This is a genomic window from Xanthobacter sp. BG11Y11_SDJG (assembly GCF_057364445.1).
Window position 1 is genome coordinate 1 of sequence record NZ_JBNFNU010000100.1, and the last position, 12,189, is coordinate 12,189.

Below are 12,189 nucleotides of genomic sequence, written 5' to 3' on the forward strand. Positions count from 1 at the left end.
CGCGTGCCGACGGCGGCAAAGGTGCGGCCCGCCTCCTCGGCCAGATCCTCCAGCGCCTGGCGCGCTTCGGCGTCGTGGGCGTCGGCGGCCGGAAGGAGAGATGGCGGGCACGTCGCGGTCGACCCCGCGCAGCACGGTGCCCAGCGCCGCATAGGCCGAGAGGCCGTTGCCGTGGCGCGCGTGCAGCGCCTCCACATAGGTGTTGAGTTCATCCCGGCGGCGCTGCAGCTTGCCGTTGCCGACGATCCAGTCGCGGTCGTCCGCCGCGCCGCCCTCCTCCCACGCCGCCCGGAGCTGGCCGAGGAAATGGCGGCGGTCGGTCTTGCTGGAGTGCAGTTCCAGGCAATGAGGGCCGAGGCCGTGCTCCTTGAGGCGCCGGTGCACCACGTTCAGCGCTGCCGCCTTCTCGGCCACGAACAGCACGCTCTTTCCCACCGCCAGGCAGTGGGCGATCATGTTGGCGATGGTCTGGCTCTTGCCGGTGCCGGGCGGCCCGACGATCACCATGTCGTGCCCCGCGGCGGCCATCACGCTCGCCACGGCCTGCGAGGAATCCGCCGGCAGAAGCACACCACCTCGCGCGGCGCGAAGGCGCGGTCGAGGTCGGCGGGCTCGGGGGCCGGGGCGTCGGAGACCGGAAAGGGTGCATCCGGCGTGTCGATCAGGTGGCGCACCAGCCGGTTCTCGCGCAGCTTCTCGGCCCGCTCCACGAGGTCCTTCCACATCAGATACTTGGCGAAGGAGAAGGTGGAGAGCGCGGTGTCGCCCACCACCTCCAGGCCGGGCACCTCGCGCACGGCGGTGCGCACCTTTTCGATCAAAGCGGCGACGTCCACCCCCGTGCCGTCCTCGGGCAGCGGCTCCTCGAGCTGCGGCAGGGAGAGGGAGAACTCGCTCTCCAGGAACTTGAGCAGCGTCGCGTTGAAGCGCGGCTCGTCCTCGTGGAAGCGCAGGTTGAAGCGCGCGGAGGCGCCGACCCGCTCGAGCTTCACCGGCACCAGCAGGAGCGGCGCGCGATGGTCCTTGCCGCCGCGCCGCCAGCGCAGGAAGCCCACCGCCAGGAACAGCGTGTTGGTGCCGCCCTCCGAAAGGTCGTTCTTGGCGGCGCGATAGAGATCGATCAGCCGCGCCTCGAGCTGGGCCGGAGCCAGGGCGAGGGCAGTTCGTCGCGCGCCAGCGCTTCCGAGGCGAAGCCGAGATGGATGTCGTGCCCGCGCATGTCGCGGAAGGTGCCGGGGTCGCGCTCGCCGAGCGGGTTCTGCTCGGGCAGCGAGATGATGCGGATGGTGGCGCCGGCGGCGAGCCGGTTCTCCAGGTACGCCGCGTCGGTGCACAGGAACGGCACGGTGCGGCGCGTATCCTTGAAGTTCAGCAGGCGGTTCGAGAGGGTGAGGTCGAGCAGCTTCTTCTGCCAGCGGGCGATGCGGCCCTCGGGCGTGGTGGGCCTGTCTTCCGCTGAAGGCGGCGGCGCGGCGCCGGCTCGGGACCGGGCGGCGGCAGGATGATGATCGGGTCGGCCGGCGCCCCCTCCCCGGCCGTCTCCGGCTCCTTGGCCCGCTCCTCATGGCTCGGCAGGGGCGTGATGCCGCCGTCGCGCAGGCGCTTCACGTCGATGGCGGCGCGGAACTCGCGCTCGCGGTCCTCGGCGAGGCGCGCCGCCACCGCCTCCTGCGCCCGGTCGATGGCGAGCACCGGCTTGCGCGTGACGCCGGTGGTCTCGAACACCATCATCTCGCCGGCGGCGATCGCCTTGCGCACCTCCATGGGGTCCGCCATGACGGCGAGCGGCAGCGTGCGCGGCGAGAGCCAGACCCCGACCGCCGCATGGCCCTCGAACAGCAGCACCACCGGGTTCAGCCCCGCCGCCTCGAACGCCGCCGCGAACAGCAGCGTGCTGTCGAGGCAGGTGGCGAAGCCGGAGGCCGTCACCACCGAGGGCCGGCGGATCTTCTGGCCGCGCGCCTCGAAGCTCGTCGGCGGCTCGGCATAATGCAGACCCAAGGCCGCACCGGCGGCGTAGATGGCCGCGGCGAGCAGGCGCGCGCGGCGCGGGTCGCCGCTCTGGTAGCCGTCCATGCCGGAGGGAATGCGGTTGCGCTCCAGCGCGTCGGAAGCGGTGCGCAGCAGCGCCGCCACCGCCGGATCGTTGGGCATGACGAAGGCGGCAAGCAATTGCGCCATGTCGGCGACGCCGCCCCACTCGTCCCGCGCCAGCAGGCGCACCGGCAGGCGTGCCTCGGCCACCACCGCGCTGTCCTTGCGCAGCACGAAGGCGACCTCGCCCCGCTCGGCCTCGTTAAGACCGCGCAGGTAATCAAGATCGAAATGCACCAGCCGGTCGAACACGGTCTGCCGGTCGCCGGGCGCGAGACGGTCGATGATCCAGCTCTTCGGCCGCAGGAAGGGCGGCGTCGCCGTCAGCTCCAGCCTCAGGCCGGCATGGGCCTCGTCCGAGGTGTTGGCGAGCGCCAGCGCGCGCAGCACCGGCACGGCGTTCTGGTAGGACGCGTAGGTGAAGCAGGGCGCCACCTCGGCGAGGATCGCCACCGCGCCCGCCGGCGAGGCTCCCGCCGAAAGGTTCAGCGCCGCCGCGTCGTTACCCTGGTCTGCCACGGGCGCCCCCCAAGTCCTAACCCTAAGATAGACTGGTAGGATTTGCCCTAGCAACCCTGGGAGGCGGCAGTCGGGGGTCTGCCCGCCGGTCGATCGATGCGCCGACGGCCGCCGGACCGGCCTGCGCACCGCGGCGCCTCAGTCTCAGGGGCCGATGCCCGATGCGGCCATCGCCAGCGCCGCCACCTTGACCCCGAGCGGCATGCGCGGGCGGCCCAAAGGCCCGGCCTAAGCGAGGGGCTCGCCGGCCCCGCTGGCGGCACGCCAGGAATTCTGGCACCACCGCAGGCGAGACGTTTCATCCCCGAGGGCCGCGCCATGGCCATGAAGATCGACCTCAACGCCATGCTGCTGTTCTACGAGGTGGCCAATGCGGGCAGCCTCACCAAGGCGGCGCAGAAGCTCGATCTGCCGAAGTCGACGCTGAGCCGGAAGATCGCCCATCTGGAGGACCAGATGGGGGTGCACCTGCTCAAGCGCGGCAACCGCAAGATCACCGTCACCGACGCCGGCGCGCCCTCGCCCACCATTGCGAGCGCATCTCCTCCGAGATCGAGGATGCTGGCCTGTTCGCGCACAGCCTCCAGACCGAACTGCGCGGCAAGCTGCACGTCTCCATGCCCATCGACTTCGGCATCTCCTGGCTCAGCCGCGCCATCGGCGCGTTCGCCATGAAATATCCCGACATCCATCTCGACATCGAGGTGAGCGGGCGCTGGGTGGACGTGAACGAGGACCGCTGCGACGTCGCCATCCATCTCGGCCGCATCAAGAACTCGCAGGTGCCGGTGCGCCGCCTCGCACGCATCACACGCGGCGTCTATGCGAGCCCGGACTATGTGCGCCGGCGCGGCGAGCCGGCCGCCATCGAGGAATTCGCCAGCCACAACTGCATCGTCACCGACCACCAGCGCAGCGAGGGCGTGTGGACGTTCCAGAGCCGCAACGGAGACCGCGCCGTGGCGGTGGAAGGCCACGTCACCGTCAACAATATCGGCGTCGCTCGCGAACTCATCATCAAGGGCGTCGGCATCGGCATCCTGCCCAACATCATGTGCCGCAACGACGTGAAGGCGGGCCGGCTGGTGCCGCTTCTGGCCGACTGGGAGAGCCCGGCGCTGGAGGTCTCCGCCACCTTCCTCGGCCGCCGGCGCACGCCGCGCATGGTGCGGGTGTTCCTGGACTTCATCGCCGAGAGCCTCGGCGAGGAGGCGTAGGGGCTTCCCTCGCCCGCGCCTATCGTTCCAATTCTGGAACGATACCGGCACGCTTATGCGCTGGATTGCCCCGGCCCCTCCCCCTAGCATCCTGAACTGAGAAGACCGGCGGCACGTCCGGTCGCTCGATGGAAACGCACAACGAGCGCGCCGACTCCACCGGTCCCGACGGGCAGCGTGGGGTGACGGACGCGCCATGCCTGGGAGGGCAAGGTGGTCGCACATCTCTCACGCCGCACGTTTCTCGAAGCATCCCTTGGAGCCTCGCTCGCGGGCGGCACCATCGGTCTTTCGACGCCGGCCTTCGCGCAGGCCGCGGCGCCGGTGCGCTGGGCCTCGCTGGCGCCCGGATTCACCATCCTCGTGGTGCAGTACATCATCGCCCAGAAGCTGGCCGAGAAGCACGGCGTGCCGCTCGCCGCGCCCACGCAGTACACGGCGGTCTCCACCTATTACAACGACTTCGCCGCCGGCAATTACGACGTCTGCATCGGCAGCTGGGACACCTTCGCCTCGCGCCAGCAGGCGGGCGTGCCGATCGAGATGCTGTGCTCCATCACCACCGCGGACATGATCTACATCGTCACCGGCGACCCGGCGCTGAAGGACGTGGCGGGCCTCAAGGGCAAGACGCTGGCGGCCGCCCAGTCCACCGGCACCTTCCGGATGGTGGCGGCGCTCATCAAGGAACTGAACGGCATCGAGCTGGGCAAGGACGTGACCATCCAGGGCGTCGACAACCCGGCCGCCGCCATGACGCTGGTGATGGCCAACCGGGCCGAGGCCGGCCTCTCGTGGGAGCCCAACGTCACCGCCGCCCTCCTGCGCGACAGCAAGCTCAGGCCGCTGTTCAACGCCGGCGAGGCCTACCGCAAGGCGACGTCGCTCGACCTGCCCTATTTCGGCGTCGCGGTGCGGCGCGAGCTGGCGGAGAAGAATCCGGACATGGCGCAGCGCGTGCGCGCCATGTTCGAGGAGTGCCTCCAGCGCATCAATGCCGCGCCCAAAGAGGCGGTGGCGATCGCCGGCCAGAATTCCGGCTTCCCGCCCGAGGTGCTCGCCGAGGCCATCACCTCGCGGCGGCTGCGCTTCCAGTTCCGTTCCATGGCGAGCGCGCAGGGCCGGTCCGAGATCGTCAAGGCGAGCGAGTTCCTCGCCCGCAACGGCCTGCTGCAGAAGCCGGTGGACGACGCCTTCTTCTTCAAGGGGCTGAGGCGCCGGAAGGGGGGCGGCGGGCGCCGCCGCTCTCCCCAAAACCGAGAGCGGCCGGCCGAGCCGGCCGAGGCCACCACGAGCGAGGACGCGCCTTGACCTCCACCCACCCCAGCATGCCCCGCGCCATCGCGCCGCCGCGGGCGCCCATGACGGAGCGCCGACGCGAGACCATCGCCACCGTCGTGGTGGTGACGAGCCTCGTCATCCTCATGGAGGTGCTCAGCCGCTTCGTGCCGGACTATGTGATGCCCTCGCCCGGCACGGTGCTGGCCGCGGCGCGGGAAATCTTCTTCTCCGACACGAGCCACGTCTTCATCACATTGGCCCGCCTCACGGCGGCGGTTGCGGCGTCCATGCTGCTCGGGCTGATGCTCGGCCTCGTCATGGGCATGAAGCCGAAGCTGCGGCCCTATCTGCGCTCGCTGGTGGTGATCGACACCGGCATCCCCGCGCTGTCCTGGATGCTGATCGCGGTGTTCTGGTTCAAGGATCCGGAAGTCCGCATCTTCTTCATCCTGTGCGTCATCATCATCCCGTTCTACGCGCTCAACATCTATGACGGCATCCGCGCTTTGCCCAAGGAGCTGATCGACATGATCGAGAGCTTCCGGCCGTCGCGCTGGCACGTCATGCGCTACCTCATCATCCCGCACATCGTGCCGTATGTGTTCCTCACCACGAAGTCGGTGATCGGCTACGCCATCCGCATGGTGGTGTTCGCCGAGCTGGTGGCCTCCGCCGCCGGTATCGGCTCGCGCATGAACCTCGCCCAGTCGACCTTCCGCATCGACCAGGTGTTCGCCTGGACCTTCTTCCTGGTGGCGCTGAACATCGTGCTGCAGGTCGCCATCTCCGCCATCGAGAAGGTGGCGCTCAAGTGGCGCCCGGAGGTGAACGTCCGATGATCCAGGACATCGCCATGATCAAGAGTGCGGCCCAGGCCGCCCCTCCGCCCTCCGTGCGGCTCCACCGGGTCTACAAGGCCTTCGGCGGCAAGAGCGTGGTGGACGACCTCTCCATCGACGTCGCCCACGGCGAGATCGTCGCTCTGCTCGGGCGCACCGGCGCCGGCAAGAGCACGGTGCTGAACCTCGTGCTCGGCACCCTGACGCCGGACAGCGGCACGGTGCGCGTCGCCGGGCTCGATCCCAACGCCAATTTCGTCGGTCTGCGCGGCAAGCTCGCGGTGAGCTTCCAGACCGACCGCCTCCTGCCCTGGCGCACGGCCGTGGAGAATGTGGAGCTGGGCCTCCTCATCCTCGGCAAGTCCAAGGAGGAGGCGCGCGCCACCGCCATGGCGTGGCTCGAGCGGGTGAAGCTCGGCGATGCCGCAGACAAATATGCCCACGAGCTGTCCGGCGGCATGCGCCAGCGCGTCTCGCTCGCCCGCGCGCTCGCGGTGGACCCGGAGATCGTCCTGCTGGACGAGAGCTTCAGCCAGCTCGACCACGTCACCTCGCGGGCGCTGCGCGCGGACTTCCACCGCATCGCGCGGGAGTTCAGCAAGACCTGCCTTCTGGTTACCCACCGCATCGAGGACGCGCTCGACATGGCGGACCGGGTGCTGGTGCTCGGCGCGCCGCGCGCATCCAGCTGGAGCTGACGCTCACCGATCGCGAGCGCCGCGACGAGCCCTTGCGCGCCCGGCTTCACGACGAGATCGCCGCTGCGCTGGGCGAGGAGGAGCACCCGCCCGCCCCGGGGTGATCCCCACGCCTTCGCATCCCTCCTTCGACCCGCGCGCCGGCTGGCCGGAGCGCGGAAGGCGAGCCTTGTTCATTCGGAGTAAGCCCATGTCCCACGAAGATATTCTGGTCGCCCGCCGGGACGCGACCGTCGAGATCACCATCAACCGACCGGAGAAGCTGAATTCGCTGCGCGAGCAGACGGCCTCCGAGATCCTCGAGGTGCTCGCCGAGGCGGAGTTCGACCGAAAGGTGCGCGCCGTGGTGCTCGCCGGCAGCGAGAAGGCGTTCTGCACCGGCATCGACACCAGCGAGTTCCAGATCAAGGAGAACGAGTATTTCGAGTTCTACCGGTTCAGGAAGCGCGCGCGGAAGGTGAACCGGCTGTTCCAGGAGGTAGCTGCCTTCACCAAGCCGGTGATCGTGGCGGTGGAGGGCTTCGCGCTCGGCGGCGGCCTGGAACTGGCGCTGACCGCCGACATCGTGGTGGCGGGCGGCAAGGCGAAATTCGGCCTGCCCGAATGCAAGCTCGGTTTGATGCCCGGCGGCGGCGGCACCCAGACGCTGCCGCGCCTCATCGGCCCCCAGCTCGCCAAGGACCTGATCTGGACCGGCCGGCGCATCGATGCCGCCGAGGCCGAGCGCCTGCGCCTCGTCACCTACGTCACCGAGGCGGGCGCGGCGCTCGCCAAGGCGCACGAAGTGGCGGCCGCCATCGCCGCCAACGCGCCGCTCTCGGTGATGTTCTCCAAGGCCGCCATCGACCGCGGCGCCGACATGCCGCTCGCCGAGGGCTTCGCCACCGAGGCCGACCTCTCCTTCTACCTCTACTTCTCGCGGGACCGGAACGAGGGGCTCGCCGCCTTCCGCGAGAAGCGCGCCCCCAACTTCCAAGGCGAATGAGACCCACCATGAGCAAACGCGACATCGTCATCGCCGGGTATTCGGAAACCCGCATCGACTTCAAGAGCGGCCGCAGCGCCTATGACCTCGCCGGCGAGGCGCTCAGCGACCTGCTCACCGCCACGGGCGTGGACAAGAACCGCATCGACGGCCTCTCCGTCACCGCGCCGCTGAGCGAGGCGCCGAACCCGTTCTACGCGGTCTACATGACCGAGGCGCTCGGCCTCACGCCGACCTGGCTGAACTTCGGCGCCATCGGCGGCTGCTCCGCCACCGGTGGCGTCGCCCGCGCCGCCGCCGCCATCCGCGACGGCGCCTGCGAGGTGGCGGTGGTGCTCTCCGCCGATGCCCCGTCCACCTCCTGGCGCGCCAATTACGGCGCCTACCGCAGCGAGTTCCAAGACCCGCCGGGGGTGCAGGGGCCGCCGGCCTCGTTCGGCCTGCTGATCTCGCGCTACATCCACCAGTACGGGCTGAAGGACGAGGCGCTGGGCAAGATCGCCGTCACCCAGCGCGCCCAGGCGCTGATGAACGACAACGCCTATTCCAAGTTCAAGAAGCCGCTGACCATGGAGGACTACTACGCCTCCCGCGTGGTGTCGGACCCGCTGCGCCTGCTCGACTGCGTCATGTTCTGCGACGGCGCCAACGCCTTCCTCGTCACCTCCGAGAAGACGGCGCGGGAGATGGGGCTACAGAAGATGGTCTACCCCACCGCCTTCGCCGAGGTGACCAATTACAACGGCTCGGACATGCTCGCGGACGTGACCGAGAGCGGCTTTGCGAAGATCTCCGGCACGGTGTTCGGCAAGACCGGGCTCACGCCGAAGGACATCCGTATGTTCCAGCCCTATGACGACTTCACCATCGCCGTGCTGATGCAGCTGGAGCAGTTCGGCTTCTGCAAGCGCGGCGAGGGCTCCGACTTCATCCTCGGCACTGACCTTTCCCATGAAGGCGGACTGCCCACCAATACCGGCGGCGGACAGATCTCCGCCGGCCAGCCGGGCCTCGCCTCGGGCGGGCTCAACCTCGCCGAGGCCGTGCGCCAGATGTTCGGCGAAGGCGGCGCACGGCAGGTGCGCGAGCCGAAGAACGCGCTGGTCACCGGCATCGGCGTCATTCCCTACGCGCGGAACTGGGGCACCAGCGCCGCCATGATCCTGGAGGCCTGACCCATGAGCGAGGCAAAGACTGCTGCCGCCGCGAAGCCCGAGAGCGCGAAAGCCGCGCGGCCGGCCCCCAAGCCCAACGTCTATGTGGACACCCAGCCGTTCTGGGACGGGGCGCGGGAGGGCAAGCTGATGATGCAGTATTGCACCGAGGCCAGGCGCTTCCAGCATTATCCCCGCCCGGTGAGCGTGTTCACCGGCAAGAGGACGCTGGAATGGCGCGAAGTGTCCGGCAACGGCACCATCTATGCCTGCACCACGGTGCGCATTCCCGGGCCCGGCGTCGAGGGGCGCCTGCCGCTGCCGGTCGCCACCGTGGAGCTGGACGAGGGCGTGCGCCTGATCGCCAACATCCTCGGCTGCGCGCCGGAGGAGATGGCGATCGGCAAGAGGGTGACGCTCGCCTTCGACCATTTCGACGACGGCACCCCCTACCCGGCATTCCGTCTCGCCGACAGCGCGAGGTGATGCCATGCGGCTCGAGGTCTTCATCGAAGCCCACGCCCTCAGGCGGCCAGACCATCCGGCCGTCATCTGCGGCGGCGAGCGGCTGAGCTACGGCCAGCTCCAGGCCCGCATCGCCGCGCTCGCCGGCGCCATGAGCGCGCGCGGGGTGCGGCCGGGAGACCGCGTGCTGCTCTATCTCTCCAACGGCACGGCCTTCGTCGAACTGACCTTCGCGGCTTTGTCGCTCGGCGCCATCGTGGTGCCGGCGACCACCCGCCTGACCGATACCGAGGTGGCCTATATCGCCGCCGACGCCGAGCCGCGTTTGGTGGCGTACGACGGCGCCGGAACCGGGCTCGATCTGGTGCGCCAGGCCGCGGAAGGGGCGATCTTCCTCTCGGCGGGCGCTGCCACCGGGGGGGACGAGCGGCTGGACGACTGGCGCGCCGAGCCGGTGATGCTGCGGCCCGAAGTGCCGGTAGAATGGCTCGACGCCATGATCATGTACACCTCCGGCACCACCGGCCGCCCCAAGGGCGCGCTGCTGACCCACGCCAACATCATCACCAACCATCATTTCGTGAACGGGCTCGAATGGGGGCTGACCGCGGACGACGTGTTCCTGGTTTCCACCCCGCTCGCCCACCGCACCGGCTTCGCCCGGCTCGCCAACGCGCTCACGGTGGGCGGCACGCTGGTGGTGATGGAGAAGTTCGACCCCGCAGCGACCCTCGACATCATCGCCCGCGAGAAGGTCTCCGTCGCCGGCATGGTCCCCACCATCTGCCGCATGATGCTGCCGGCCATCGCCACTGCCCCGCAAAAGTGCGCGAGCCTCAGGCGCATCGTCGTCACCGGCGAAGCGTTCCCGGTGGAGCTGAAGCAGCAGCTCATCGGCCTATTGCCCCATGTGCGCCTGTTCTCCTTCTTCGCCATGACGGAAGCGGGCGCCATCACCGGCCTCGACCACGAGGAGCAGTTCACCCACCCAGCCTCGGTGGGTCGGCCGACGCCGGGCGTCGAGGTGAAGCTGGTGGACGCCGAGGGCGCCCATGTGCCGGACGGCGAGGTGGGCGAGATCGCCGTGCGCACCGGTGCGCCGGGCCAATTCCTCACCTTGCGCGGCTATTTCCGCCGCCCCAAGGAGACGGCCGAAACCATCCGCGACGGCTGGGTGCATACCGGCGACATGGCGCGGCGCGATGCCGACGGCTTCCTCTACATCGTCGACCGCAAGAAGGACATGGTGCTGTCCGGCGGCTTCAACATCTACACCAAGGAGGTGGAGCAGACGCTGATCGCCCACCCCTCGGTCGCCGACGCCGCAGTGGTAGGCATTCCGGACGCCATCTTTGGCGAGGCGGTGGTGGCGTTCGTGGAACCGCGGCCCGGCGCCGACGCCAGCGAGGAGGCGCTCATCGCCCACTGCCGCACGCTCATCGCCGGCTACAAGAAGCCGAAGCACGTGCTGTTCGTGGACCAGCTGCCGCGCAATGCCCTCGGCAAGGTGCTGAAGACCGAGCTGCGCCGGCAGGCGGTGGAGCGCTGCGGCACCGCCGCCGCCAAGGCCGCGTCCTGAGGCCGCCATGCTGCGCCCCGAGAGCGACACCGAAGCGGCATTCCGCGCCGAGGTGAGGGCCTTCCTCGCCGCCGCCATCCCCGACCGCCTGCGCGACCTCACCTTCCGCGCGCCGCCGCAGGACTGCATGCCCTGGTACCGGGCGCTGTCGCGCCGGGGCTGGATCGCGCCGCACTGGCCGAAGGCTTTCGGCGGCATGGCGGCGAGCCCGGTGCAGCAGGTGATCCTGCTGGAGGAGATGGCCCGCGCCGGCGCCCCGGACATCCCCACCCAGGGCATCAACCATATCGGCCCGCTGCTGATGCATTTCGGCAGCCCGGCGCAGCAGGCCCGCCACCTGCCGCCCATCCTTTCGGGCGACGTGATCTGGTGCCAGGGCTATTCCGAGCCGGGCGCCGGCTCGGACCTTGCGGCGCTGCGCACCGCGGCGCGCCGCGACGGCGCCGATCTGGTGGTGAACGGCCACAAGATCTGGACCACCTGGGGCCACCACGCGCACTGGATGTTCGCGCTCGTGCGCACGTCGAACGCCGGCAAGCCGCGCGCGGGCATCACCTTCCTGCTGATCGACCTTGCGACCCCCGGCATCACCCGCCGGCCGATCCGCAACATCGCCAATGACGACGAGTTCTGCGAGGTGTTCTTCGACGAGGTGCGGGTGCCGCTTGAGAACGTGGTGGGCGCCGTCGACGACGGCTGGCGCGTCGCCACGGCTCTGCTCGACCGCGAGCGCATCCAGCTCGGTGCGCCGGGCCAGGCGCTGCGCGCGCTGGAGCGGGTGCGCCGCCTTGCGTCGCTGGCGGATGCCGGGCTCGCCGACCGCATCGCCGAGGCGGAGCTGGCGGTGGAAATGCTGACCGCCGCCTTCCTCAATACCGCCGAGCGCTTCGCGGCGGGCGAGGATCCGGGGGCCGAAAGCTCCTACCTCAAGATCCTCTCCACCGAGACCACGCAAACGGTGCTCGACATCGCCCAGGAGCTTGCTGGCCCGCTGATGGCGGTGCGCGATCCCGTGCGCATCGGCGAGCCGCTGGTGGACGTGAGCGAGATGTTCCTCCAGGCCCGCCGCCTCTCCATCTATGGCGGCTCCAACGAAATCCAGCGCTCGATCCTGGCCGACCGCGTTCTGGGCCTCAGAAGGGAGGCGCGCTGATGCCGTCGGAAACCGAAGCGATGCTGGCGGCGGCGGCCGCCGACCTGCTCGATGGCGAAGGCGGCGTCGCCCGCGCCCGCGCCCGGCGCGATGCCCACAAGGCCGGGGTCGGCGAGCGCGTTGCGGAATACGCCCTGCATGAGTGCGCCGGCCACCGCCGTGCCGCGCCCACCAGGGCGCCGAGGACGGCGCGCGGCAGGCGCAC

Annotated in this window: 15 protein-coding genes; 10 read left to right on the plus strand and 5 right to left on the minus strand. The window is 69.9% G+C overall.

What is annotated here, in order from left to right; translation table 11 throughout:
• The 4 genes from AC2W7M_RS10660 to AC2W7M_RS10675 form a co-directional block, all read right to left on the minus strand.
• Positions 1–540: hypothetical protein (locus AC2W7M_RS10660; protein WP_486132293.1), on the minus strand; the 540-nt coding region annotated here is incomplete at its 3' end.
• A complete protein-coding gene (locus tag AC2W7M_RS10665; protein ID WP_486132319.1) occupies positions 528–1,151 on the minus strand; it encodes a DUF4011 domain-containing protein in 624 nt (207 codons plus the stop codon). The genes AC2W7M_RS10660 and AC2W7M_RS10665, both read right to left, overlap by 13 nt.
• Positions 1,121–1,345: a hypothetical protein gene (locus AC2W7M_RS10670; RefSeq protein ID WP_486132295.1), complete on the minus strand. Its 225-nt coding sequence runs from the start codon at positions 1,343–1,345 to the stop codon at positions 1,121–1,123. The genes AC2W7M_RS10665 and AC2W7M_RS10670 overlap by 31 nt, the downstream gene beginning before the upstream one ends.
• Positions 1,346–1,368: 23 nt before the next feature.
• Positions 1,369–2,613 carry a hypothetical protein gene (locus AC2W7M_RS10675; RefSeq protein ID WP_486132297.1) on the minus strand — a complete coding sequence of 415 codons (1,245 nt, stop codon included), beginning with the start codon at positions 2,611–2,613 and terminating at the stop codon, positions 1,369–1,371.
• Between the two features lie 318 nt (positions 2,614–2,931).
• Here AC2W7M_RS10675 and AC2W7M_RS10680 point away from each other — a divergent pair, with 318 nt between their 5' ends.
• The 10 genes from AC2W7M_RS10680 to AC2W7M_RS10725 all read left to right on the plus strand — a co-directional run bounded on the left by AC2W7M_RS10680 (position 2,932) and on the right by AC2W7M_RS10725 (position 11,984).
• A complete protein-coding gene (locus tag AC2W7M_RS10680) occupies positions 2,932–3,288 on the plus strand; it encodes a helix-turn-helix domain-containing protein (protein WP_486132299.1) in 357 nt (118 codons plus the stop codon).
• The gene (locus AC2W7M_RS10685; RefSeq protein WP_486132301.1) at positions 3,231–3,830 is read left to right on the plus strand and encodes a substrate binding domain-containing protein; all 600 of its coding nucleotides are present in this window, start codon (positions 3,231–3,233) and stop codon (positions 3,828–3,830) included. Before AC2W7M_RS10680 ends, AC2W7M_RS10685 begins: the two co-directional genes overlap by 58 nt.
• 213 nt (positions 3,831–4,043) lie before the next feature.
• The gene (locus AC2W7M_RS10690) at positions 4,044–5,141 is read left to right on the plus strand and encodes an ABC transporter substrate-binding protein (protein WP_486132303.1); all 1,098 of its coding nucleotides are present in this window, start codon (positions 4,044–4,046) and stop codon (positions 5,139–5,141) included.
• Positions 5,138–5,950 (plus strand): ABC transporter permease, encoded by an 813-nt coding sequence (locus tag AC2W7M_RS10695; protein ID WP_486132305.1) that lies wholly within the window; start codon positions 5,138–5,140, stop codon positions 5,948–5,950. Before AC2W7M_RS10690 ends, AC2W7M_RS10695 begins: the two co-directional genes overlap by 4 nt.
• Positions 5,951–5,964: 14 nt before the next feature.
• Positions 5,965–6,648, plus strand: a complete 684-nt coding sequence (locus AC2W7M_RS10700; RefSeq protein ID WP_486132307.1) for an ABC transporter ATP-binding protein — start codon at positions 5,965–5,967, stop codon at positions 6,646–6,648.
• A 190-nt stretch (positions 6,649–6,838) separates the two neighbouring features.
• Positions 6,839–7,633, plus strand: a complete 795-nt coding sequence (locus tag AC2W7M_RS10705) for an enoyl-CoA hydratase/isomerase family protein (RefSeq protein WP_486132309.1) — start codon at positions 6,839–6,841, stop codon at positions 7,631–7,633.
• An 8-nt stretch (positions 7,634–7,641) separates the two neighbouring features.
• On the plus strand, positions 7,642–8,808 hold the full coding sequence (locus AC2W7M_RS10710) for a thiolase family protein (RefSeq protein WP_486132311.1): 1,167 nt from the start codon (positions 7,642–7,644) through the stop codon (positions 8,806–8,808).
• Between the two features lie 3 nt (positions 8,809–8,811).
• The gene (locus tag AC2W7M_RS10715) at positions 8,812–9,273 is read left to right on the plus strand and encodes a Zn-ribbon domain-containing OB-fold protein (RefSeq protein WP_486132313.1); all 462 of its coding nucleotides are present in this window, start codon (positions 8,812–8,814) and stop codon (positions 9,271–9,273) included.
• A gap of 4 nt (positions 9,274–9,277) precedes the next feature.
• Entirely contained in the window at positions 9,278–10,831 is a 1,554-nt protein-coding gene (locus tag AC2W7M_RS10720) for a class I adenylate-forming enzyme family protein (RefSeq protein WP_486132315.1), read from the plus strand.
• 7 nt (positions 10,832–10,838) lie between these two features.
• Positions 10,839–11,984 carry an acyl-CoA dehydrogenase family protein gene (locus AC2W7M_RS10725; protein WP_486132317.1) on the plus strand — a complete coding sequence of 382 codons (1,146 nt, stop codon included), beginning with the start codon at positions 10,839–10,841 and terminating at the stop codon, positions 11,982–11,984.
• On the opposite strand, the gene AC2W7M_RS10730 is transcribed toward AC2W7M_RS10725, so the two are convergent.
• The gene (locus AC2W7M_RS10730; protein WP_486132321.1) at positions 11,909–12,124 is read right to left on the minus strand and encodes a hypothetical protein; all 216 of its coding nucleotides are present in this window, start codon (positions 12,122–12,124) and stop codon (positions 11,909–11,911) included. The two genes, AC2W7M_RS10725 and AC2W7M_RS10730, sit on opposite strands and share 76 nt — an antisense overlap.
• Positions 12,125–12,189 lie beyond the last annotated feature (65 nt).